Source organism: Streptomyces sp. M-16, from assembly GCF_052114405.1.
GTDB lineage: Bacteria > Actinomycetota > Actinomycetes > Streptomycetales > Streptomycetaceae > Streptomyces.
The window spans coordinates 24,310-45,491 of record NZ_JBFRER010000030.1 but is presented as its reverse complement, the minus strand read 5'-3'; the positions used below and the strand labels follow the sequence as shown (position 1 = coordinate 45,491).

Here is a 21,182-nt window from a genome sequence, read left to right as displayed (position 1 = left end):
CCGGCACCCGGGCCGGGCCGACCTCGCGGAGGGGGCGGCCCGGCCCGGGCGCCGATCCGGTCCGGGGTGCCGGTCCGGGCCCAGGGGCCTGCTATAATCCAGGAGTTGGCCTTCGGCGGCGCACCCAATGCGCACGCTCGGAGGCTTTTTTCATGCCTTCTGACCACTCAAACTCTGCCTCTGCCTCTGCCTCTGCGTCCGCGTCCGCCGCCTCCTTCTCCGCCGACGGCGGCCCCGCACCCGCCCCCSCCCCCACCGGATACCGGGCCCTGCTCCGGTCCCGCGAATTCGCCGGTCTCTACGCCGGATTCACCCTGACGGCCGCCGCCGCCACCCTGTCGGGCTTCGCCCTCGGCACGCTGGTCGACCGGCAGACCGGTTCGCCCTTCCTCACCGCCGTCACCATGTACGGCGCGACCTTCGCCACGGTGCTCGGAGCGGTGACCCTGATGTCGGTCGCGGACGGCCGCCGCCCCCGCCGCACCCTCGTAGCACTCCAGTGCCTCACGCTGGCCGGAGTGGCCGCGCAGGCGGTTCCGGGGCTCCCGCTGACCGTCAGGTTCGCCCTGCTCCTGCTGCTCGGGTTCTTCCAGTCCCTGGGGACCGGTACCCGCATGGGGCTGCTCGCCGAGGTCGTGCCGGCTTCCGCGTACGTACTGGCACGCTCCCTGATCAACATCACCTCGGGCGGCACGGCGATCCTCGGCTACGCCGTCGGAGCGCTGTTGCTCCGGTACATCAGCCCGCGTGGGCTCGTCGGCGTCGCCGCGGCCCTGGCCGCACTGTCCCTGGTGGTGGTCGCGACGACCGTCCGGGAACGCTCCATCCGGCTGACCCACCGCCCCGGACTGCGTCAGACCTGGACGACGAACACCGCGCTCTTCTCCCACCCGGGCCGACGGGCGCTGCTGCTGAACCTGTGGGTGCCCAACGGGCTGATCGTCGGCTGCGAGGCGCTGTTCATCTCCTACGCGCCCCGGGACGCCGGTACCCTCCTGGCCGCCGGGTCGGCCGGCATGCTCCTCGGGGACCTGGCCGTCGGGCGCCTGCTCACGGCCGAGCGGCGCCGGCGCCACGCCTTCGCACTGCGGCTGCTGCTCGCGGTCCCGTACCTGCTGTTCGCCTTCTCCCCGCCCCTCGTGGTCGTCACGGCGGCCGTGTTCGTGGCCGCAGTGGGGTTCGCCGCCACCCTGCCCCTCCAGGAGGCACTCCTCGAACTGACCCCCGAGGCGGTCCGCGGACAGGTCCAGGGCGTCGAGTCCGCCGGCCGGATGACCTGTCAGGGCCTCGGCGCCGCGATCGCCGGTGGCGCCGCCCAGTACCTCGCACCCGGCGCCACGATCGCCGTCGTCGCCCTGCTCTCCGCCACCGTCACCCTGGCCTCCCGGCCCTACGTGGCCCGGGCCCGCGCCGACGCCGACGTACGGGCCGACGGGGCGCGGGCAGGGAGCGGGAGCTGACGGTCAGTCGACCTGGAGCTCGCCCATCCGGCTCCAGCCGGTGGCGCCCTCGATGGTGGTGCTGACGATGTCGGGCGTACGGGCGACCAGCGGACGCATCGCCTCCAGGGCGGCACGGAAGTGATCGGAGGTCACGTGCGCCTCCGCCGCGTCGTCCTGGAAGGCCTCGACCAGTACGTAGGTGTCCGGCTCCTCCAGGCTGCGTGACCACTCGAACCACAGGTTGCCCGGCTCGGCCCGGGTGGCGCGGGTGAACTCCGCGACCTTCTCGGGCCACTGGTCGACGTATTCGGGCTTGACGGCGAATTTCACCACAATGAAGATCATTCCGCCATTGTAGGCACGACGCCGCCCGGCGCTCCTCTTTGGGCCCGGGGTGACGGTGTGCTACATTGATCTTGTTCTTGCGGCCGCGGAAGCGGCGGTGGGACTCGCGTTGGTGGTCCAAGGAAAGACACCCCACTTCCCGTGGGGGGATGCAGGTGCAAGGCCTGCCCAGCGCTCGATCAAGGCCCCGTCCTCCTCACGGAGGGCGGGGCCTTTCCCGTCCCGGGGAGGGCGCGGGACCGCCTGGCGTCGCGCCGGTCACCACACCGGCCGGGATCCACGGTGCGTGCGTGAACCCCCGGCCGTGTGCGGTGCCCGGAGTGGAGGTCAGGCCTCGGCGGCCACGGCCTCCGGCTCCGGAGCCGCGACGGGCTCCGCGACGGTCTCCGCGACGGTCTCCGCGGCGGGGGCCGCCGGTTCGGGAGCGGCGGGCCGGGGTGCGGTGTACATCACCGAGCCCTGCTTGTGCTCCTTCTCGATGGAGCCCTTCTTGGCGAGCGCTTCGAGGGCGTTGCGCACCACCTGGGTGGAGGTCGGCCGGCCGGGGTGGGCCTCGGCCAGCGCGGAGGCGACCTCGCTGACCAGGCGGGGCTCCGCCGCTCCGGCCAGGAGGCTCAGGACCAGCTCGCGCAGCGGCGGTTCCGTGGTCTTGCGGGCCTTCGGCTCGGAGGCCTTCGGGGCCGCCGCGGGCTTCGGGGCGGCCGACTTGCGGGCGGTGGCCTTCGCCTTCGTCGCGGCCTTCGTGTCGGCCTTCGTGTCGGCCTTCGTGTCGGTCTTGGCCTTGGCCTTCGCCTCGGCCGGCGCGGCGGCGGAGGCCTTCTTGGCCGGTGTGGCCGTCCTGGCGCGCGCGGTCGTCCCCGTGGCCTTCCTCGCCTGCCGGGGCTTGGGCACACCGCCGGAGGCCGGGCCCGCCGTGGACCCCGTCGGCGTGGCGGGCGCGACGGACGTCGCCGGTGCGTCCTGGGCGTCGGCGGCGGGGGCCGCCTGCTCCTTCTCCGCTTCGGAGGGCAGGGTGCCCTGGATGCCGAGGAGCCAGTTCTCGTCGGCCTTCAACTGCGCCAGGCGCACGTCGAGTTCCGCGATCTGGACGGAGACGTACTCCTGCTCCTTGCGGTTGGTCTCCAGATCGGCGGCGAACCGCTGCGCGTACACGTTGTGGATGGGTGTGGTGTCCGACTCGTTCGCCATTGCGGCTCACTCTCCTCATACCTCACGGTGTTGCTGCCGGATGCTACCCGCCAACACGCGGGCGCAACTGCCCTTCCGTGAAGATCCGCCGCACTCTTGCGTTCCGGAGAAAGCCGATGTCGCGCCGCCCTCCCGCCGTCGTTCCACCCGTATGCCGCCGCCACCGCGTGTGCGCGGCGCGGCGCGGAGGCACGTACGGGCAACGGGCCTAACCTTGTGGCATGGCTGACATGTTCGACCACGCCCCACAGGTGTGGACCGCAGCGCGGCTGCGCGCGGCACTCGCAGACCTGCCCGACGAGACGCCCATCCACATCGGTGTGGCCGACGGACCGGGAGACTTCGAAGGGTACGGAGAGTACGTCCTGGTTGACGCCGAACCGGTCGAGGTGGACACCGGCGACGACCCGAGCGGTGAGCAGGTGCAGTTCACCCTTTTCGCCGACGCCCGAGCCGGTGCGTACCACCTCGACGTCGACTGACCGGGCGTCCGCCGGGTCCGGATCGGTGCGGTACAGTTGATCTAGAGCTCGCCGCTGCGGAACGCGGTGGTGGGACAGGCGTTGGTGGTCCAAGGAAAGACACCCCACTTCCCGTGGGGGGATGCAGGTGCAAGGCCTGCCCAGCGCTCGATCAAGCAAGGCCCCGGCCTCCTCAGGGAGGCCGGGGTTCTGTGTTTTCCGGGATCAGTGGTGGTGGCGGAACGCTGCGGTGAGCCGGTCGACGTCCTCGTCGGTGGTGTGCATGTGCGGACTGATCCGCAGGGCGTCACCGCGTGCGGCGGTGTGGATGCCCCGCGCCTCCAGGTACTCCATGAGGCGCGGCCGTACGCCCGCGGGCAGGTGGACGCCGAGCATGTGGGGGCCGCGCGGCTCGGGTACCGTCCAGCCCGCGGCCAGGGCGGCCTCGCCGATGCGGGCGGTGTGCCGGGCGAGGACCCGGGCGACCCCGGACGGCGTCCATTCGTTCATCTGCTCCAGCGCGGCCACGGCCATGGGCGCGAGCTCGAACTCGGTGCGCTGTCCCACGTCGAAGCGGCGGGCGCCGTCCTGGTAGTCGTCGCGGTAGTCGACGAGCCGGCTGAAGTCGCGCGCGTCCCGGCGCACGATCCAGTTCTCCTCCAGCGGCCGGCCGCCGTGGTGGGCGGCGTCCACGTAGAGGTAGCCCAGTCCGAACGGCCCGAGCAGCCACTTGTAACCCACCGCGAAGAGGAAGTCGGGGCGGACCTCACGTACGTCGAGGGGCACGGCGCCGGCGGACTGGCTGGCGTCGACCACGAGTGCAGCCCCGGCCGCGCGGGCCGCGCGGGAGACCGCCACCAGGTCGAGCGAGGCGCCGTCCGTCCAGTGGACCTGCGGTACCGACACCACGGCGGTCCGCTCCCCGATCGCTTCCAGTACGGCCTCGGTCCATCCCTGCCCCGGCCCGCGGGACACGGTGCGCAGTTCCGCCCCGCGCTCGGCCGCGCAGCGGCGCCAGGTGTAGATGCCCGACGGGTACTCGCCGTCCAGAACGACCACCTGCCGGCCGGGCTCCACGGCCACGTTGGCGGCCGCGGTGGCGCATCCGTAGCTGGTGGCAGGGATGAGGGCGATGTCCCCGGGGGCGGCGCCGATGAGGGAGGCGAACAGGGTCCGGCGGCGCTCGGCGCCGTCGAACCAGTCGTCCGTCCGGATTTCCCAGGGCCTGGCGCGCCACGCCAGAGCGGCCCGGCCCGCTTCCAGGGACGCCTTCAGGGTGGGGGCGATGCTGGCGGTGTTGAAGTACGACACCTCCTGCGGGACGTCGAAGAGCTCCCGCCCGTGCGTGCCGTTCCCGTGGGTCACCACGATGTCCGCACCCTCCTCCTGCGCCCGCCCGGTACGGGCCGCCGACCGTCCGCGCCCACCTTAAGCGGGGCCGGCGCCGGGCGCGGGGTGGCGTTGGCGGGGCCGGCGCGGCGGAGGCCGCTGGGGCGGTGACCGGGCGGGCCCAACCAGGCACCCGGCCACGCCGGCCGGAGAGCGAGGGCCCGGGGAGTGATGGAGGTCCCCGGACCCTCGTGCCGCTGATGCCGCGGAGGACGCGGGTGTGTATCTGCGACGTAGAGAGAAACGATTCCCCCCGGTCCGGGTTACGGCCGCGCGCGGGTGAGCCGCGTCTCACCGGGGCGCCTGCGCTTGTCTATGCAACGAGTTGCATAGAAAGATCGGGGCATGGCGCTCGAACACGCGATACTCGTCTCCCTGCTGGAGAAGCCGGGTTCCGGCTATGAGCTGGCCCGGCGGTTCGAACGTTCCATCGGCTACTTCTGGACGGCCACCCACCAGCAGATCTACCGCGTGCTCAAGCGGATGGAGGGCGACGGCCTGCTCGCCGTCCGCGAGGTGGCCCAACAGGGCCGGCCGGACAAGAAGGAGTACTCCGTCGCCGCGCCCGGCAGCGCCGCCCTCTCCCGTTGGCTCCACGAACCGATCGAACCCGAAAGCATGCGCCACGACCTCGCCGTGAAGATCCGCGGCGCGGCCTTCGACGACCCGGCCGCGCTGATCCGCGAGGTCGAGCGGCACCACGCCGTGCACAGCGGCCGGCTCGCGCACTACCTCGCGGGAGAGCGGCGCGACTTCACCGGGCCCGACGCGCCGGCACCGCTCGACCAGGGCCGGGAGCTCCAGCACGTCGTGCTGCGCGGAGGCATCGCGTACGAACGGATGACCATCGCCTGGCTCGACGACGTCCTCGCCACCCTGCACCGGCTCGACGGCGCGCTCCCGCCCGTCTGAACCGCACCGCACGCCCCGACCCACTGCTCCGTACCGCGCGTTCCGCACGGCCCGTTCCGCACCGAACGTCGCGCACCGCTCGTTCCGCACCCCTCGTCCCGCAACCTCAGGAAGGCGAACCTCCATGGCCGACGCCCTGCTGTTCAACCCGCACACGTACGACCCGGCGCACTTCGACCCCGAGACGCGCCGGCTGCTGCGTGCCACCGTCGACTGGTTCGAGGCCCGCGGCAAGCGCCGGCTGATCGAGGACTACCGCACCCGCGCCTGGCTCGGGGACTTCCTCGCGTTCGCCGCCAAGGAGAACCTGTTCGCCACCTTCCTCACCCCGGCCTCCGAGGCCGGGCAGGAGGGCCAGCGCTGGGACACCGCCCGGATCGCCGCCCTCAACGAGGTCTTCGGCTTCTACGGTCTCGACTACTGGTACGCCTGGCAGGTCACCATCCTCGGCCTCGGCCCGGTCTGGCAGAGCGACAACGCCGCCGCCCGCACCCGCGCGGCAGAACTCCTCTCCCAGGGGGAGGTGTTCGCCTTCGGCCTGTCCGAGAAGACCCACGGCGCCGACATCTACTCCACGGACATGCTGCTGGAGCCCGACGGCGACGGCGGTTTCCGCGCCACCGGCTCCAAGTACTACATCGGCAACGGGAACGCCGCCGGACTCGTCTCCGTCTTCGGCCGTCGCACCGACGTCGAAGGTCCGGACGGGTACGTCTTCTTCGCCGCCGACAGCCGCCACCCGGCGTACCACCTGGTGAAGAACGTCGTGGACTCCTCCAAGTACGTGAGCGAGTTCCGCCTCGACGGCTACCCCGTGGCCGCCGCCGACGTCCTGCACACCGGACGTGCCGCCTTCGACGCGGCCCTGAACACCGTCAACGTCGGCAAGTTCAACCTCTGCACCGCGTCCATCGGCATCTGCGAGCACGCCATGTACGAGGCCGTCACCCACGCGCACAACCGCGTCCTCTACGGCCGCCCGGTCACCGCGTTCCCGCACGTGCGCCGGGAGCTGGCCGACGCCTACGTCCGCCTCGTCGGCATGAAGCTCTTCAGCGACCGGGCCGTCGACTACTTCCGCTCGGCCGGCCCCGAGGACCGTCGTTACCTGCTCTTCAACCCGATGACGAAGATGAAGGTGACCACGGAGGGCGAGAAGGTCATCGACCTCATGTGGGACGTCATCGCCGCCAAGGGCTTCGAGAAGGACACCTACTTCGCCCAGGCGGCCGTCGAGATCCGCGGGCTGCCCAAGCTCGAAGGCACCGTCCACGTCAACCTCGCGCTGATCCTCAAGTTCATGCGCAACCACCTCCTGGAGCCGGTCGAGTACGCCCCCGTACCGACCCGCCACGACGCGGCCGACGACGCCTTCCTCTTCCGGCAGGGCCCCGCCCGAGGCCTGGGGTCCGTGCGCTTCCACGACTGGCGCACCGCCTACGACGCGTACGCCGCCGTGCCGAACGTCGCCCGCTTCCGCGAGCAGGCCGACGCCCTGTGCGAGTTCGTCGCCACCGCCGCCCCGGACGAGGAGCAGAGCCGCGACCTCGACCTCCTGCTCGCCGTCGGCCAGCTGTTCGCGCTCGTGGTCCACGGCCAGCTCATCCTGGAGCAGGCCCGCCTGACCGGTCTCGACGAGGACGTGCTGGACGAGCTGTTCGCGGTCCTGGTGCGCGACTTCTCCGCGCACGCGGTGGAACTGCACGGCAAGGACTCCGCCACCGAGCAGCAGCAGGGCTGGGCACTCGGTGCGGTGCGGCGCCCGGTCGTCGACGAGGCCCGCTCGGCCCGGGTGTGGGAGCGCGTCGAGGCCCTGTCGGGGACGTACGAGATGGCTCCGTAAGCCGTCACCCGTCACCCGTCACCCGTCACGGGTCGAGGGCCGCTCGCAGCAGTGGGCGGCCCTTGTCGTGCGGTGCTCGTGGCCGCGGTCGCCGCCGCGGCGTCGGCGTAGCGGCCGGCCAGACGGGCGCAGGCCGACACGAGCTCGGGCGGCCCGACGACCTCGAAGTCGGCGTCGAACCTGCCGACGGCGGCGGCCAGGGCCGGCCACGACCAGGAGCCCAGGACGAGCCGGCAGCGGTCCGGGCCGAGTTCCTCGACGACGGCGTCTCCGGCGTGACGGGCGACGGCCGCTGCCGGGAGGCCGACGATCACCTCGCCGCGGCAGGGCCAGGCGCCGGAGCCGTCGGCGCCGCGGAACCGGTCGGCCACGAAGGCCGCCACGTCGCCCCCGGGTACGTCGCGCGGTGTGAAGCGCGGCCCCGTGGGGGTGCGCGGCGTGATCCTGTCGGCGCGGAAGGTACGCCAGTCCGCGCGGTCGAGGTCCCAGGCCACGAGGTACCAGCGCCCCGCCCAGGTGACGAGGTGATGGGGCTCCACCCGGCGCGTCGCGCCCGCCGCGCCGCCGTCGGGCGCGGTCGGCGCGTACGCGGGCGCGTAGTCGAAGCGCAGTGCTTCGCGGGCGTGCACGGCGGCGCCCAGCGCCACGAGGACCCCGCTGTCGACCGGCACCCGCCACCGGAGCGCGGGCGCCTCCACGGCGCTGACCGGGAGGGTGTCGATGCGGTGACGCAGCCGCGCCGGCATCGCCTGCCGTACGGTGTTCAGCGCCCGCGCCGCGGCGTCCTCGATGCCGGCACCCGTGGTCGCGGCGATCCGGAGGGCGACGGCGAGTGCGACGGCCTGCTCGTCGTCGAACAGCAGCGGGGGCAGTTCCGTACCGGCGTCGAGCCGGTACCCGCCGTCGGGCCCCTTGAAGGCCACGATGGGGTAACCGAGCTCGCGCAGCCGGTCCACGTCACGGCGCACGGTGCGCGCGCTGACGTCCAGTCGCTCGGCCAGCAGCGCCCCCGGCCAGTCCCGGCGCGCCTGGAGGAGGGAGAGCAGCGACAGCAGTCGGGCTGAGGTCTTCGGCATGCGACTCATGGTGCCCGCAGAAGAGGTCACCTCCCGTCCGCTTCCCCTGCCACGCCCGCCGCGGACGGCGTGCGCGCCCGGTGTGCGGCCTCGCCGGACGGTCAGGGCCGACACGGTCGCCATCCCGCCGACCCGCCGTCGGGTCCGCGTGCCACAACGGCCCCCCGGCGCTCCCGCCCGCCGGGCGCTGACTCCCGGTTCGGGCCGTGTCGTCGAGGGGTAGGGAGGCGGGCATGCGACGTTTCGAGGGGTACGGCGTCCTGGTCACGGGTGCGGGGCGCGGCATCGGTGCGGCCGTCGCCCGACGGCTGGCCGGCGAGGGTGCGCGGGTGCTGGTCACCGACCTGGACGGGGAACGGGCCGAAAAGGCGGCGGCCGGCATCCGGGAGTGCGGGGGCGCCGCCGAGTCGATGGGCTGCGACGTGGCCGACCGCACCGCGGTCGAGGCGGCCGTCGCCCACGCGGTCCGCCACTTCGGCACGCTCGACGTGCTGGTCAACAACGCCCACTCCTGCCACCCGGACACCCCCCTCTTCGAGGACGGGACCGACGAGACGTGGGCACGGGACCTCGACATCACCCTCACCGGCGCCTACCGCTGCGCCCGCGCCGCCCTCCCGCACCTCGCGGCGGCCCCCGGCCGCCGGGGCGCGATCGTCAGCGTCGGCTCGGTCAACGGCGAGCAGGACTTCGGCAACCACGCCTACAGCGCGGCCAAGGCGGGCCTCGCCGGACTGACCCGTACGCTCGCCGGCCACGCGGCGCCCCGGGGGGTCCGCGTGAACCTGGTCGCCCCCGGTACGGTCCACACCGACGGCTGGGCGGGGCGCGAGGCCGGGCTGGAGGCCGCCGCCGGGCACTACCCGCTGGGCAGGGTCGGCCTGCCCGACGACATCGCGGCGGCCGTGGCCTTCCTGGCGTCCCGCGACGCCGCCTGGATCACCGGTGTGACCCTCCCCGTGGACGGGGGCATCCTCATCAGCCAGTCCGGTCTGCGGAGCGCCCTGCGCGGGGAGTGACCGCCCGGGTCAGGCCGTACCCCCGAGCCGGTCGCGCTGGATGCGGTGCGCCAGCGCACGCCGTACGGAGGCCGGCCCCGGGGCGGCCGCGGGGGGCCCGGCAGGGACGTCGAGGCCGCGGCTGATCTCGTCGTACGCCTCCCGGCAGCCGTCGGGCAGCTCGGTCCGGCGCAGCCGCAGGTCCTCCTCGACCAGCCGCCGCAGCTCGTCCACCGTGCGCGGGGTGAAGCGCTTGCGGCCGCGGGCGAACGCGTCGACGTGACGGGTGCAGCGGGCGGCGGAGCCGAGGGTCTCGGAGATCTCCTCGGCCAGGCCCCACAGGCGTCCTTCGAGCCAGGGTGCGTCGTGCTGGCGGAGGGAGAGTTCCATCGGGGTCGGCGTGGGGTCCTCCGCCCTGTACTTCACCACCTGCTTGGAAACGGCCGGCTGGCTCATGTCCGTGAGCCGGGCGATCCGTTCCTGCGTCCAGCCCAGCCCCACCAGCACCTTGATCATCTCGGAGCGGAGCCTGCGCATCTCCTCGCCCGCCCGGATGACCTCGTTCATGTCGGCGAGGATCCGCCCCGCCTGTTCCTCGCTCAGTGCCCCGCAGTGGTCCGTCGCGCCCGGTGTGCCTGTCATGGCTCGGTTATACACCGGGGGAGACCGTGGCCATAACCGGGTTTTACACCTCGGTTGTACAACTGGGTTGTACAACCCGGTTGTGGATGGCAGGATCCACGTCATGCCCACTTACCCCGCACCTGACGCAACCCTGCTCGCCTACCGCACGGTCGGAGACGGCGACCCCCTGCTCTGCCTCCCCGGCGGCCCCGCGGACTCCCGCTACCTCGGCGACCTCGGCGGTCTGGCCCGGCACCGTCGGCTGATCCTGCCGGACCTGCGCGGCACCGGCCGGTCCGCGGTCCCCGAAGACACCGCCTCCTACCGGTGCGACCGGCTGGTCGACGACGTGGAGGCCCTGCGCGCCCACCTCGGGCTCGCCCGGACCGATCTGCTGGCCCACTCCGGCGGGGCGAACCTCGCGGCGCGCTACGTGGCCCGGTACCCGGAGCGGACCGGCAGGCTCGCCCTCATCGGCCCCGGCGCCCGAGCCGTCGGCATCGACGTCAGCGGTGCGGAGCGGCGCGAGCTCGCACTGCTGCGGAAGGACGAGCCGTGGTTCCCCGGGGCCTTCGCCGCGCTGGAGGCGGTCTCCAGGGGCGCCGGCGGAGCGGCCGACCGGGCGGCCCTCGCGCCCTTCTTCTGTGGCCGGTGGGACGCCGCGGCGCGCGAGCACCACGAGGCCGGGCAGCCGCGCAACCCGGACGCGGTCGCCCACTTCGCCGCCGACGGCGCGTTCGACCCCGAGGCCACCAGGGCGGCGCTCGGCACCTTCACGGCCCCGGTCCTGCTGCTCGCCGGGGAGTTCGACCTGAACAGCCCGCCCGCGATGGTCGCCGGATTCGCGGAGCTCTTCCCCGACGCCACGCTCGTCGTCCAGCCCGGAGCGGGCCATTACCCGTGGATCGACGACCCCGGCCGCTTCGTGGCGACCGTGGCGGCGTTCCTCGACGCGGGTGCGGCGGATACCGGCCATGCCGACCGGTCCGGTACCCAGGGGAATCCGCCCGGAACCAGTCGGCACCCCCTTCCCCCGGAGGCGCCGACCACCCGCACCGACGGCCGGTCCGGACCGGCTTCGTAAGGATCCGGCGAGGGTTTTCCGTAGAGCAGAGGGGGGCTTGGTTCCTGTCCGGTTGTCATGCATAGGATCAGTGGCCTGCCAACGGGGAGAATCGATATGCCAGACGAATCCGGCCAGTTGTGGAGTGGTGGGAACGCGAGCGGCGCGGACCGGCGGGTGGGCACGCGGCTCAACGGGGCGCCGGGCCCGATGGGGCCGTTCGCCCCGGGCGGCTCACCGGACTTCGCCTCGACGCCCGCGGAGAAGAAGGCCGCCGCCAACACCATCGAGACCGAGCTCCAGCCGAACACCAAGAAGGCCACCGAGCACGCCGACGACGCGACCGGCGCCGCCGGCAAGGGCTTCGACGGCTGGGAGACCGCCGTCGGCCTGAAGACGGTGGCCGACACGTGGGACCAGCAGGTGAAGACCCTCATGGGCCGGCTGGCGGGGGAGAAGACCGCGCTGCGCGGCGCCAACGGTCTCATCACCGGCAACGACACGGGAGTGGGCGACCAGCTCCGCACGGCGGCCTCGAACTCCAAGCTCAACGGCCTGTAGGGGGAGCCGCGGTGCTGAACTACTACGAGGTCATGACCACGGACCTGGGCCTGCTCACGACGGCCGCCGGCAAGTGGGACTCGATGGCGGGCGAGCTGAAGAAGGTCGAGACCCGCTACGGCGAATCCGTCCAGAAGATCACCACGGGGCCGAACTGGTCCGGCGTCAGCGCCGGGACCGCCCACTCCAGCTTCACGGCGACCCGCTACGAGTACGCCGCCGCGCAGACGCAGGCCAAGGCCATCGCCAGCCTGCTCCGCGACGCCCACGAGGGCTTCACCGACCTCAAGAAGAAGCTGGAGAGCGCCCGCGACGACGCGGTGGCCGCCGGCATGACCGTCTCCGAACAGGGACGCGTCGCCTTCRACTACGCCAGGCTCACCCCCGCCGAACGCAGCGCCTACCACCACGACCCCGACGGCCAGAAGACCATCTCCGACGCCGTCGGCACGTGGCAGAAGCACCTCGACGACCGGGTGCAGGCCGTGTCCGAGCTCGACCAGCACGTCAGGGCGGCGCTGAGCGCCGCCGTCGTCGACAGCAACCGGGACGGCTTCGGCAAGGGCGCCGACGAAACGTTCAACGGGTTCAACGCCCACCCCGAGGGCGACCTGTCCAAGGCCCCGAAGTCCCTGCCGGCGGACACCGCGCCGCCGGACGAGCACGACCCCACCACGGTCACCGGGCCCGCCGCCGGTTTCTCCATCAGCGGCACCAAGTACGGCAAGGAGGGCTCGGTCAAGGCCTACGCCGACCTCTTCCACGCCACGGCCAAGGGCTCCGTGACCGACGGACGCTGGACGCTCTCCGGCGTGGACGACATGTACGCTGGGGCCCGCGCCAGCGCCAACTGGGGCTTCACCGACCAGGGCGTCTCCGGAAAGGTCGAGGCGTCGGCGGGCATCAGGTCACTGGTCGAGGGCCGCGTCCAGTACGGACAGGTCGGCGGCTACGGGCGCGTCGAGGGATTCGCCGGCGCCGAGGCCTCGGCCACCGCGAAGGTGACCAAGACCGACGTCGGAGTCGGCGCGAAGGCCTTCGCCGGAGCGAAGGTATCCGGCGCCACCGGTGTGGAAGCGGGCGGCATAGGCGTCGGCGTGACCGGCGAGGGCTGGGCCGGCGCGGGCGCGGAAGCCTCCTGGGGCCTGCGCAAGGACAAGGAGACCGGCGCCTGGAAGCTCGGCGGCAAGGCCGGGATCGCCCCCGGCCTCGGTGGCGCCGTCGGCCTCGAAATCACCGTGGACCCGGGCAAGGTGACCAAGGCCGCCGGAGACGTGGCCGACTTCGTGGGTGACACCGCCGGCGACGTCAAGGACACCGTCACCGGCTGGTTCGACTGATGTACTCCCCCCTGGAAGGAGGGCCCGAGATGCCCACCACCCTGCCGGTACCGATCGAGTTCCACCTGCCCGACGGCTGGCTCCCGGCCCACCGGGAAGCGTTCGACCCCGGCGTGGCCTTCGCCGCGGTGCACCCGCGGCCTGACGCCGGCTTCGCCGCCAACATCACCATCGACGGCGGTTTCCCGCCCGAGGGCGCGACCCTCGTCGACCTCGCCGACGATTCGGTGCAGCGGCTGCGCGAGGTCGCCGAGTCCGTCCAGGTGGTCCAGCGCCGACAGGCCGGGTCCGCGGATTCCCCCGCCCTCACCCAGCGGCTGACCTTCTCCGCCGTCGCCGGGGACGTCCGGCGCGACCTGGTCCAGTCCCAGGTGTTCCTGGCCCTCGTCGACACCGCGGACCCCAGCCGTCGCGCCGTGCTCCGGCTCGCCCTGACCGCCACCGCGGCCCAGCACGACGCCGTCGTCGACGACTTCCGGTCGTTCGTGCGCAGCGTCCGCCCCGACACGGGCGAAGGGGCCTGACCGTGGGCCGTCTCTGGGACAGGTACCTGGGCACCATGCGGCCGGACGCCGGCGCCCCGGCGGCGCCGGCCACGGAACTGCGCGCAGCGCTGCTCGCGTTGACCGGCACGGGCGTGCCGTTCGCCGTGCGCGAGACACCCGGAGAAGGGGCGCACCTCGTGGCGGAGTGGCGGGTCATGGAGCCCCCCACCGGTTCCGGCCTGACCCGGCGGCAGGTGGAGCGGACCTTCAAGATCTGGATGCGGCTGCTCCCCAAGGAGCGCGAGGTACGGGCCATGGACGAGCAGTGGGCGGTGACCCGGGCCGGGAACCCGCCCGGACGGACCGTGCAGCGCGAACACGGCCGCGGCCCCATCCGCCTCGTGCAGAAGGAGTGGACCTTCGAGAAGGGGCCCGACGGCCGCCGGCAGAAGGTCGAGACGTTCCGCCTCGACACCCGGGACATGAAGCACCCCCTGCGCGACACCGTCCTCGCGGCCGGCTGGACCTGGCGCGGAACGCGCAAGCTCTGACGGCCGCCCCGCCAGCGACGGCCGCCCCGGTGCGGACGCCGACCGTACGGCCCCACCCGCGCGGTGGGGCCGTACGGCGTACATCGCGACGGCGGTCCCGGGCCGGCGCCGCCCGGACGTGACGATCCGGAAGGTGGACGCGGCCGCCCGTCCGGAGGGGGCGGCCAGGGCGGCCGGGGGCGACTACCATCGCGGGCATGGCGGACCCCGAGCAGAGCGGCCGAGCGCAGGACGCACCCTCCCCGCCTTCCGCACCCTTCGCACCCTCCGCGCCCTGGCGCGTCGGCGTCGTCGAGTACCGGCAGGCGACCGGCCTCCCACCGTACGAGCGCCACCGCGCGGGGAAGGCCCGGCCGCTCGCCTCGCGCGACGGCCTGCGCATCCACGGCACGGTCGGCCGGGTCACCTGCGTCGACGGCTCGGGCCTCACCCGTTGGACCCACCGCTGCGCCGGCCTGCCCAACGCCGCCCATGTCAGCGGGGACCGGGTCCTGGTCACCACGGACTCCCTTGACTACACCCCCTGGGGCCACCTCGGCCCCGCCCTCCTCCTCGACCTGGCGGACGGYACCCGGATCGCCGAACTGCGCGGCAAGCGCGGCGCCGCCCTCGGCGGCGGCCGCTTCCTGCTCGGCCTGGAGGGGTACGACGCCTTCGACACCCGGCAGTACGACCGCGACGCCGCCCTCGTCGACTCCTGGCGCAGCTACGGCCATTACGTCATCGGCACCGGCATCCGCGTCGTCGAGACCGACCGGAGCCTTCCGACCGGCAGCCGTGTCGTCCGCCTGCTGCCCGGCGGCGTCATCGAACGCGGCCCCCGCCTGACCGGACCGTCGGCCGCGCGGCCCGTGGTCCTGGAGGACGGCACCATCCTCGTCCTCGACGCGGGGGTGCTGCGCGCCGTGGACCGCCGGCTCGGTGCCACCGTGCTCGCGGAGCTCCTGCCCGCCACCGCCGACGAGGACCCCCGCCGGACGGTGTCCCTGCGCCGCGAGGGCGGGAACGTCACCGCGGTCATCGCCGAGCCGCGGCCCGGTCACTCGAACCGGTATACGGTCCACACCTGGACGATCGCCCTCCACCCGCCCCACGGCTGAGGCGGCCCGCGCGGAGACCCACGGCGGCGCGACCCGCCAACGGCGGGCCGGGAGGCCGTCGACCCCGGCGCGGCCCGGTGGGGGTGGTGGCGAACCGGTACAGGCCGTCCAGGCGCAGTTGGTCGAGGTGGACGGTCCCCGCGAACAGGCAGTCGGTGAGGTCGACGTCCGTCAGGACGAGGTGGGCCGCGTCGACGCCGCGCAGCGATGCGGCCCGCACCCGCGGATCCGTCAGTCCCGGCTCGGCGAGCGGCCGGCCGTCCTCGGTGAAGGGCGTGGCGTGGCCGCAGACGCTCACGGGGTGCTCCAGCACCGCGTCCCCCAGATCCACGGTGGCGTGCCGCAGCCGCAGCGCCGCCGTCGAGGCCCACCGGGTCCTGCGGCAGCGCACGGTGGCCGCCGCCGCCTCAAGGGTCATGGCAGACCGCCGTACTCTGCGACGCCGCCCCGCCCCGCCCGGTTGCGGCATGCCGGGCCGTCGAAGTCGGTTGACATGGAGTGCACTCCAACACCTAGCGTCCTGACCAGACGAACTCGATCTCAGGAGGCATCACCATGACCGACCTTCCCACCCGGCACCTGGGCGAACTGGCCGTCTCCGCCCAAGGGCTGGGCTGCATGGGCATGAGCCACGGCTACGGCACGTCGGACGACACCCAGTCGATCGCCACCCTGCACCGTGCCCTCGATCTCGGGGTGACCCTCCTGGACACCGCCGACTTCTACGGCGCCGGGCACAACGAGGAGTTGATCGGCCGGGCCGTGGCGGGACGCCGCGACGAGGTGGTGCTGGCCACCAAGTTCGGCTTCGCCAACCGCCTGGGCGAGCCCGTCCTCGTCCGCGGTGACGCCGCCTACGTCCGGCAGGCGTGCGAGGCGTCGCTGCGCCGCCTCGGGGTCGACCACATCGACCTCTACTACCAGCACCGGGTCGACCCGCAGGTGCCGATCGAGGAGACGGTCGGTGCGATGGCCGAGCTCGTCCGGGAGGGCAAGGTCCGCCACCTCGGACTGTCCGAGGCCGGCGTGCAGACCATCCGGCGGGCCCACGCGGTGCACCCGATCGCCGCGCTGCAGAGCGAGTGGTCGCTGTGGACCCGCGACCTGGAGGCGGAGATCGCGCCGGTCTGCCGCGAACTCGGCATCGGCCTGGTCCCGTTCTCCCCGCTCGGGCGCGGCTTCCTGACCGGGCAGTACCAGTCGGTCGAAGGGCTGTCCGAGAACGATATCCGGCGCACGCAGCCGCGCTTCGCCGACGGCAACCTCGAACGCAACCTCGCGATCGTCGCGAAGCTGAACGAGCTCGCCGCGGCCAAGGGGGTCACCACCGGCCAGCTCGCCCTGGCCTGGGTGCAGGGCCGGGGCGCCGACGTGGTGCCGATCCCGGGGACCCGGCGGCAGCGCTACCTGGAGGAGAACCTCGCCGCACTGGCCGTGGAACTGTCTCCCGAGGACCTGGAGGCCATCGAGGCCGCGGCGTCGCCGGACCGGATCGCGGGTACCCGCTACGACGCGACCAGCCTCACCTTCGTCAACCACTGAGCCCCACGCCGCCGACCGGCCCGTGCGGCCCCGGGCCGCCACGCCGGTCGGCCGTGTCCACGCGAACGTGTGAGTTCGAAGGCGTCCGGCTCCCGAGGGGCCGCCCCACAGGCCAGACTCGTCGTTGCCGACCACCCCCTTCCGGCGGATCGAACCACGGTGTCCCGGAGGGCCGTTGCTCCTGAAGGGAGCCATGCGTGAGCGAGATCCCCGCGACCGGGACAGGTACGCAGGACCTCTGGCCCGTCATCCAGCGGCTCGCCGCGTCCTTCGCGCGCCGCGACGACGAGCGGGGGGTGTCCGCGGAAGAACAATGGACCCTCCAAGTCCTGAAGATCGGCGAGGAGTTCGGGGAGGCGGCGCAGGCCGTGATCGGAGCCCGCGGCACCAACCCGAGGAAGGGGTACAGCCACGGCTGGCCGGATGTCCAGGCCGAGGTCGCGGACACCGCCATCACCGCCCTGGTCGCGCTCGCCCGGATGCGGCCGGAGGACGCGGCCGCATACCTCGCGCGTCAACTCGCCTCGAAGTCGGCCAAGTTCCTGCCCGGCCCGCAGCAGCCGCCGCTCGACGACCGGCCGGAGCCGGAAACGCACCGGTGACCGGCAGCCCGCCCGGTTCCCGCCCCGGAGGAGCCATCTCCGTGCCGAGCCTGCTCGGAGTCTTCGCCCACCCCGACGACGAGTCCCTCCTCGCGGGCGGCGTGCTCACCCGCCACGCCGCCGCGGGCGCGCGTACGGCCGTCGTCACCGCGACCTGGGCGCCGGACAGCCACCGTGCTCCCGAACTCGCCGAGGCCCTGCGCATCCTCGGCGCCCGTGGGCCGAGGATGCTGGGGTACGCCGACGCGCGCGTGCCCGGGTCGGCTCCAGGCCGGGCGCGGTTGCTCGACGCGCCGCTGGACGAGGTGGTGGCGCGGCTCGTGCGCCATGTGCGCGGGGTCCGGCCCGATGTCGTCGTCACCCATGACGGATACGGCCAGCTGACCGGCCACCCCGACCACGTCCACACCCACCGGGCGACCCTGCTGGCCGTGCACGCCGCCGGCCTGGAGCACCTCCACCCCGAGGCGGGTGAGCCCTGGCGGCCCAGCGCCGTCTACCTGGCCACGCACCCCCACTCGGGCGTCGGCGAGCTCGGCGCACTCCTGCGGAGCGCGGGGAAGACCGTACGCAGCGTCCCCGACGAGCACGTCACGGCGACGGTCGACGTACGTCCCTGGCTGGACCGGAAGTGGGCCGCCATCGCCGCGCACCGGAGCGAAGCGGAGCGTGAACGCCCGCTGCCGGGAATCCTCTCCCGCCTCCCCGCCGAAACCCGGGACCGGATCCTCGCCACGGAGTGGTACACCCGCCTCGCCGTCCGCCCCGCGCCGGGCGACGACGACGCCCTGACCGCGTGACCGCTGACGGCCGGACAGCCGTCAACCCTCCTTCGGGACAAGCGGCGGGCTACGCTGTGCGCATGCCGCCCCGCCCCCGGACGCGCCCCGCCGAGGAGCTGCTCCACACCGTCGAGGACCTTCACGTGCTGCGCTTCCCCCGGCAGGAGGAGCGGGCGGGGGAGCGATGGGGCGGACCCGGGTACCACCTGGTCGTGCTGGTGGAGAGCCAGGACTTCTGGGAGGACCGCGACACCGGGCTCGTCGAGGAGGCCGCGGCGGGGGTGGAGGCCGATCGCGCCGCCCTGGCCGAGCTCCTCACCCGACGCTGGGGCGCACCGGCCACGGTCGACCTCGGCGCCCGTCCGGGCTCCGACGGTACCGGTACCGGTACGCAGACCGATCCCGGTCCCGGCCCCGATCCCGATTTCGACGCCGAGGAACCGGAGCCGATCGGGTTCCTCTCCGGGGTGACCTCCACCCTGCAGGTGTGGCTGCCGGGCGGGTCCGACCGCTGGGTCGGCCTGGCCGTCGGCCAGGCCGATGCCGAGTGGCCGCTGCAGTTGCTCGCCGCGTTCGGAGAGTCGTCCGCACTGCCGGGATGACCCACCCCGTGACCGGCCACCGGCCGGGGCCGTTGTCAGACCCGTGGTGCAGGATCAAGGACATGAAGAGCCTTTACGCCGATGAGGCGCTGTCCAGCATGTCCGGCCGCGACGAGTACGAAGCCGCTCTCGGCCGCCTGCGCGATGCGTCGCGGGCGTACTACGGCGACGGTGACAGCCCCGTCGACGACGCCACCTACGACCGGCTCCGCCTCGCCGTGCTGTCCTGGGAGCAGGCGCACCCCGACGAGGTCGCCCCGGATTCCCCGACCGGTCTGGTCGGGGACGGCGCCGCCCCGGCCGGCGACGTCGCGCACACCACCCGGCTGCTCAGCCTCGACAACGTCTTCGACCCGGCCGGCCTCACGGCCTGGGGCGCCTCCCTCCAGCGCCGCCTCGGCCACGAGCCCGCCGGCGGGTTCACCGTCGAGCCGAAGATGGACGGCGCGGCCGTCGCCGCCCGCTACCGCGCCGGCCGGCTGGAACGGATCGTCACCCGGGGCAACGGCACCCACGGCGAGGACGTCAGCCACGTCATCGGTACCATCGACGGCCTGCCCGAGCAGCTGCCCGTACCGCTCACCTTCGAGGTGCGGGGCGAAGTCCTCTTCACCCAGCAGCAGTTCGAGACCGCGAACGAGGTCCGCGCCGCGCACGGCGCGCAGGTCTTCGCGAACCCGCGCAACGGCACGGCCGGCACCCTGCGCGCCAAGGACCGCCCGTACCGGCTCGCGATGACCTTCTGGGCGTACGGGGCGGTCGAGCTGGACGGCGTCGCCTTCGCACCCGCCGGCGCCACGCACGCCGAGGTCCTGGCCGCCGTCGCCGAGGCCGGGGTGCAGACCACCGCCGCCACGCCCGCCGGGCTGCACGTCGTCGCCACCCTCACCGAGGCGCAGCGGAAGGTCGACGAGATCGCCGCGCTGCGTCCCGTCCTCCCGTTCGGCATCGACGGGGTCGTGATCAAGGCGAACGACGCGGCCGAGCAGGCCGCGGCCGGGCTCGGCAGCCGGTTCCCGCACTGGGCGACGGCCTTCAAGCTCCCGGCCGTCGAGCGGCAGACCGTACTGAAGGACGTGGTCTGGGACGTGGGCCGCACCGGCGTGCTCGCCCCGACGGCCATCCTCGAACCGGTGGACATCGACGGATCCACCGTCACCCGCGCCACCCTGCACAACCCGGCCGACATCCGCCGCCGCGACCTCCACCTCGGGGACACCGTGACGGTCTACAAGGCCGGCGACATCATTCCCCGCGTCCAGGCCCCGGTGACCGGCCTCCGTCCCGCCGGGGCGCGCGAGGTGCCGCTGCCCTCGGCATGCCCGAACTGCGCCGGCGAGATCAACAAGGACCAGGAGCGGTGGCGCTGCGCCAAGGGCACCGCCTGCGCACTGCCCGCCCTGATCGAGTACGCCGCCGGACGCGACATGCTCGACATAGACGGCCTCGGCAAGACGTACGTCAAGGCCCTGATCGACTCCGGTGACGTCGGCGACGTCGCCGATCTCTTCACCCTCACCGAGGAGCAGCTCACCGTCGCCTCCGGCAGCGCCAAGCGCGGGGCCAGGCTCGCCGAGCAGATCGAGGCCGCCAAGTCCCGGCCGCTCAGCCGCGTCTTCTGCGCCCTGGGCGTGCTCGGCACAGGGCGGAGCATGTCCCGCCGCATCGCCGCGCACTTCGAGACCATGGACGCGATCCGGGCGGCCGACGCCGCCGCCCTCCAGGAAGTCGAGGGCATCGGCGGGGAGAAGGCCCCGGTCATCGTCGAGCAGGTCGCCCTGCTGGCGCCCGTCATCGACAAGCTGGCCGAAGCCGGCGTGAACATGAAGGAGCCGCGGGAACCGCGCCCCGTCACGGAGGGCCCCTTGGCCGGGCGCACCGTCGTCGTGACCGGCAAGATGAGCGGCCCGCTGGAGACACTGGGACGCTCGGAGATGAACGCCCTGATCGAGAGGGCCGGCGGCAAGGCCGGCAGCAGCGTCAACTCCAAGACCGCCTACCTGGTCTGCGCCCCGTCCCCGAGCGGGAAGCCGAGCTCGAAGGCGGTCAAGGCCGGGGAACTGGGCGTCACCGTCCTCACCCCGGAGGCCTTCGCCGAGCTCGTCGCGGCCCACCTGGCCTGACCCGCTGACCCGCTGACCCGCTGACCCGCTGACCCGCTGACCCGCTGACCCGCTGACCCGCTGACCCGCTGACCCGCTGACACGCGCCGTGCGGGCCGCCCCCGGCCGTGGACCCGGACGGGGGAACGGGCGCCGCCGGGCGCGTACCGCGCG

The 21,182-nt window shown here is 73.5% G+C and carries 22 protein-coding genes; 16 read left to right on the top strand and 6 right to left on the bottom strand.

All coding sequences use genetic code 11. The features are described from left to right. Positions 1 to 152 precede the first annotated feature (152 nt). Positions 153 to 1,460: an MFS transporter gene (locus tag AB4039_RS16405; RefSeq protein ID WP_442271040.1), complete on the top strand. Its 1,308-nt coding sequence runs from the start codon at positions 153 to 155 to the stop codon at positions 1,458 to 1,460. Positions 1,461 to 1,463: 3 nt separating this feature from the next. On the opposite strand, the gene AB4039_RS16400 is transcribed toward AB4039_RS16405, so the two are convergent. Next, complete coding sequence (locus AB4039_RS16400; RefSeq protein WP_356217513.1) at positions 1,464 to 1,787, bottom strand: putative quinol monooxygenase; 324 nt, start codon at positions 1,785 to 1,787, stop codon at positions 1,464 to 1,466. 327 nt (positions 1,788 to 2,114) lie between these two features. Beyond that, positions 2,115 to 2,975 (bottom strand): hypothetical protein, encoded by an 861-nt coding sequence (locus tag AB4039_RS16395; RefSeq protein WP_442271039.1) that lies wholly within the window; start codon positions 2,973 to 2,975, stop codon positions 2,115 to 2,117. A 221-nt stretch (positions 2,976 to 3,196) separates the two neighbouring features. Between AB4039_RS16395 and AB4039_RS16390 the strand changes: the two genes are divergently transcribed. Further along, a complete protein-coding gene (locus AB4039_RS16390; protein ID WP_266847357.1) occupies positions 3,197 to 3,457 on the top strand; it encodes a DUF6225 family protein in 261 nt (86 codons plus the stop codon). A 204-nt stretch (positions 3,458 to 3,661) separates the two neighbouring features. Here the strand turns inward: AB4039_RS16390 and AB4039_RS16385 are convergent, their stop codons facing one another. Continuing rightward, positions 3,662 to 4,804 carry an aminotransferase class V-fold PLP-dependent enzyme gene (locus AB4039_RS16385; protein ID WP_442271038.1) on the bottom strand — a complete coding sequence of 381 codons (1,143 nt, stop codon included), beginning with the start codon at positions 4,802 to 4,804 and terminating at the stop codon, positions 3,662 to 3,664. A 366-nt stretch (positions 4,805 to 5,170) separates the two neighbouring features. Here AB4039_RS16385 and AB4039_RS16380 point away from each other — a divergent pair, with 366 nt between their 5' ends. Further along, a complete protein-coding gene (locus tag AB4039_RS16380; RefSeq protein WP_442271037.1) occupies positions 5,171 to 5,737 on the top strand; it encodes a PadR family transcriptional regulator in 567 nt (188 codons plus the stop codon). Between the two features lie 124 nt (positions 5,738 to 5,861). Continuing rightward, positions 5,862 to 7,580 carry an acyl-CoA dehydrogenase family protein gene (locus AB4039_RS16375; RefSeq protein WP_442271036.1) on the top strand — a complete coding sequence of 573 codons (1,719 nt, stop codon included), beginning with the start codon at positions 5,862 to 5,864 and terminating at the stop codon, positions 7,578 to 7,580. Positions 7,581 to 7,591: 11 nt separating this feature from the next. Here AB4039_RS16375 and AB4039_RS16370 read toward each other — a convergent pair whose 3' ends face one another. Beyond that, positions 7,592 to 8,656, bottom strand: coding sequence for a helix-turn-helix transcriptional regulator (locus AB4039_RS16370; RefSeq protein ID WP_442271035.1), 1,065 nt, complete (start codon positions 8,654 to 8,656; stop codon positions 7,592 to 7,594). A 233-nt stretch (positions 8,657 to 8,889) separates the two neighbouring features. Between AB4039_RS16370 and AB4039_RS16365 the strand changes: the two genes are divergently transcribed. Next, the gene (locus tag AB4039_RS16365; RefSeq protein ID WP_266847218.1) at positions 8,890 to 9,675 is read left to right on the top strand and encodes an SDR family oxidoreductase; all 786 of its coding nucleotides are present in this window, start codon (positions 8,890 to 8,892) and stop codon (positions 9,673 to 9,675) included. A 9-nt stretch (positions 9,676 to 9,684) separates the two neighbouring features. On the opposite strand, the gene AB4039_RS16360 is transcribed toward AB4039_RS16365, so the two are convergent. Beyond that, entirely contained in the window at positions 9,685 to 10,296 is a 612-nt protein-coding gene (locus AB4039_RS16360; RefSeq protein WP_266847216.1) for a sigma-70 family RNA polymerase sigma factor, read from the bottom strand. 103 nt (positions 10,297 to 10,399) lie between these two features. On the opposite strand from AB4039_RS16360, the gene AB4039_RS16355 reads away from it, so the two are divergent. From AB4039_RS16355 to AB4039_RS16330, 6 genes are all read left to right on the top strand, one after another. Continuing rightward, entirely contained in the window at positions 10,400 to 11,362 is a 963-nt protein-coding gene (locus AB4039_RS16355; RefSeq protein ID WP_442271034.1) for an alpha/beta fold hydrolase, read from the top strand. Between the two features lie 96 nt (positions 11,363 to 11,458). Further along, complete coding sequence (locus AB4039_RS16350; RefSeq protein WP_266847213.1) at positions 11,459 to 11,902, top strand: hypothetical protein; 444 nt, start codon at positions 11,459 to 11,461, stop codon at positions 11,900 to 11,902. An 11-nt stretch (positions 11,903 to 11,913) separates the two neighbouring features. Then, positions 11,914 to 13,242, top strand: a complete 1,329-nt coding sequence (locus AB4039_RS16345) for a hypothetical protein (protein ID WP_442271033.1) — start codon at positions 11,914 to 11,916, stop codon at positions 13,240 to 13,242. A 29-nt stretch (positions 13,243 to 13,271) separates the two neighbouring features. Then, the gene (locus tag AB4039_RS16340; RefSeq protein ID WP_266847211.1) at positions 13,272 to 13,766 is read left to right on the top strand and encodes a hypothetical protein; all 495 of its coding nucleotides are present in this window, start codon (positions 13,272 to 13,274) and stop codon (positions 13,764 to 13,766) included. Between the two features lie 2 nt (positions 13,767 to 13,768). After that, positions 13,769 to 14,278, top strand: a complete 510-nt coding sequence (locus AB4039_RS16335) for a hypothetical protein (protein ID WP_442271032.1) — start codon at positions 13,769 to 13,771, stop codon at positions 14,276 to 14,278. Between the two features lie 197 nt (positions 14,279 to 14,475). Continuing rightward, positions 14,476 to 15,378: a hypothetical protein gene (locus AB4039_RS16330; protein WP_266847209.1), complete on the top strand. Its 903-nt coding sequence runs from the start codon at positions 14,476 to 14,478 to the stop codon at positions 15,376 to 15,378. On the opposite strand, the gene AB4039_RS16325 is transcribed toward AB4039_RS16330, so the two are convergent. Beyond that, positions 15,296 to 15,796, bottom strand: coding sequence for a hypothetical protein (locus AB4039_RS16325; protein ID WP_442271031.1), 501 nt, complete (start codon positions 15,794 to 15,796; stop codon positions 15,296 to 15,298). The genes AB4039_RS16330 and AB4039_RS16325 overlap by 83 nt on opposite strands. A 137-nt stretch (positions 15,797 to 15,933) precedes the next feature. Between AB4039_RS16325 and AB4039_RS16320 the strand changes: the two genes are divergently transcribed. From AB4039_RS16320 to ligA, 5 genes are all read left to right on the top strand, one after another. Beyond that, complete coding sequence (locus AB4039_RS16320; RefSeq protein ID WP_266847208.1) at positions 15,934 to 16,920, top strand: aldo/keto reductase; 987 nt, start codon at positions 15,934 to 15,936, stop codon at positions 16,918 to 16,920. A gap of 197 nt (positions 16,921 to 17,117) precedes the next feature. Then, entirely contained in the window at positions 17,118 to 17,522 is a 405-nt protein-coding gene (locus AB4039_RS16315) for a MazG-like family protein (RefSeq protein WP_266847207.1), read from the top strand. Positions 17,523 to 17,557: 35 nt separating this feature from the next. Then, the gene (locus AB4039_RS16310; RefSeq protein WP_442271052.1) at positions 17,558 to 18,322 is read left to right on the top strand and encodes a PIG-L deacetylase family protein; all 765 of its coding nucleotides are present in this window, start codon (positions 17,558 to 17,560) and stop codon (positions 18,320 to 18,322) included. A 62-nt stretch (positions 18,323 to 18,384) separates the two neighbouring features. Next, positions 18,385 to 18,906 carry a hypothetical protein gene (locus AB4039_RS16305; protein ID WP_266847200.1) on the top strand — a complete coding sequence of 174 codons (522 nt, stop codon included), beginning with the start codon at positions 18,385 to 18,387 and terminating at the stop codon, positions 18,904 to 18,906. Positions 18,907 to 18,968: 62 nt separating this feature from the next. Continuing rightward, the gene (ligA, locus tag AB4039_RS16300; protein WP_266847199.1) at positions 18,969 to 21,029 is read left to right on the top strand and encodes an NAD-dependent DNA ligase LigA; all 2,061 of its coding nucleotides are present in this window, start codon (positions 18,969 to 18,971) and stop codon (positions 21,027 to 21,029) included. The last annotated feature ends 153 nt before the right edge of the window (positions 21,030 to 21,182 follow it).

Excerpts from the sequence above, each read along its gene's own strand:
- AB4039_RS16360 (WP_266847216.1), bottom strand. The coding sequence starts at position 10,296 with ATGACAGGCACACCGGGCGCGACGGACCACTGCGGGGCACTGAGCGAG.
- AB4039_RS16365 (WP_266847218.1), top strand. The coding sequence starts at position 8,890 with ATGCGACGTTTCGAGGGGTACGGCGTCCTGGTCACGGGTGCGGGGCGC.
- AB4039_RS16390 (WP_266847357.1), top strand. The coding sequence starts at position 3,197 with ATGGCTGACATGTTCGACCACGCCCCACAGGTGTGGACCGCAGCGCGG.
- AB4039_RS16375 (WP_442271036.1), top strand. The coding sequence starts at position 5,862 with ATGGCCGACGCCCTGCTGTTCAACCCGCACACGTACGACCCGGCGCAC.
- ligA (WP_266847199.1), top strand. The coding sequence starts at position 18,969 with ATGAAGAGCCTTTACGCCGATGAGGCGCTGTCCAGCATGTCCGGCCGC.
- AB4039_RS16325 (WP_442271031.1), bottom strand. The coding sequence starts at position 15,796 with ATGACCCTTGAGGCGGCGGCGGCCACCGTGCGCTGCCGCAGGACCCGG.
- AB4039_RS16400 (WP_356217513.1), bottom strand. The coding sequence starts at position 1,787 with ATGATCTTCATTGTGGTGAAATTCGCCGTCAAGCCCGAATACGTCGAC.
- AB4039_RS16340 (WP_266847211.1), top strand. The coding sequence starts at position 13,272 with ATGCCCACCACCCTGCCGGTACCGATCGAGTTCCACCTGCCCGACGGC.
- AB4039_RS16370 (WP_442271035.1), bottom strand. The coding sequence starts at position 8,656 with ATGCCGAAGACCTCAGCCCGACTGCTGTCGCTGCTCTCCCTCCTCCAG.
- AB4039_RS16380 (WP_442271037.1), top strand. The coding sequence starts at position 5,171 with ATGGCGCTCGAACACGCGATACTCGTCTCCCTGCTGGAGAAGCCGGGT.
- AB4039_RS16350 (WP_266847213.1), top strand. The coding sequence starts at position 11,459 with ATGCCAGACGAATCCGGCCAGTTGTGGAGTGGTGGGAACGCGAGCGGC.
- AB4039_RS16305 (WP_266847200.1), top strand. The coding sequence starts at position 18,385 with ATGCCGCCCCGCCCCCGGACGCGCCCCGCCGAGGAGCTGCTCCACACC.
- AB4039_RS16355 (WP_442271034.1), top strand. The coding sequence starts at position 10,400 with ATGCCCACTTACCCCGCACCTGACGCAACCCTGCTCGCCTACCGCACG.
- AB4039_RS16320 (WP_266847208.1), top strand. The coding sequence starts at position 15,934 with ATGACCGACCTTCCCACCCGGCACCTGGGCGAACTGGCCGTCTCCGCC.
- AB4039_RS16395 (WP_442271039.1), bottom strand. The coding sequence starts at position 2,975 with ATGGCGAACGAGTCGGACACCACACCCATCCACAACGTGTACGCGCAG.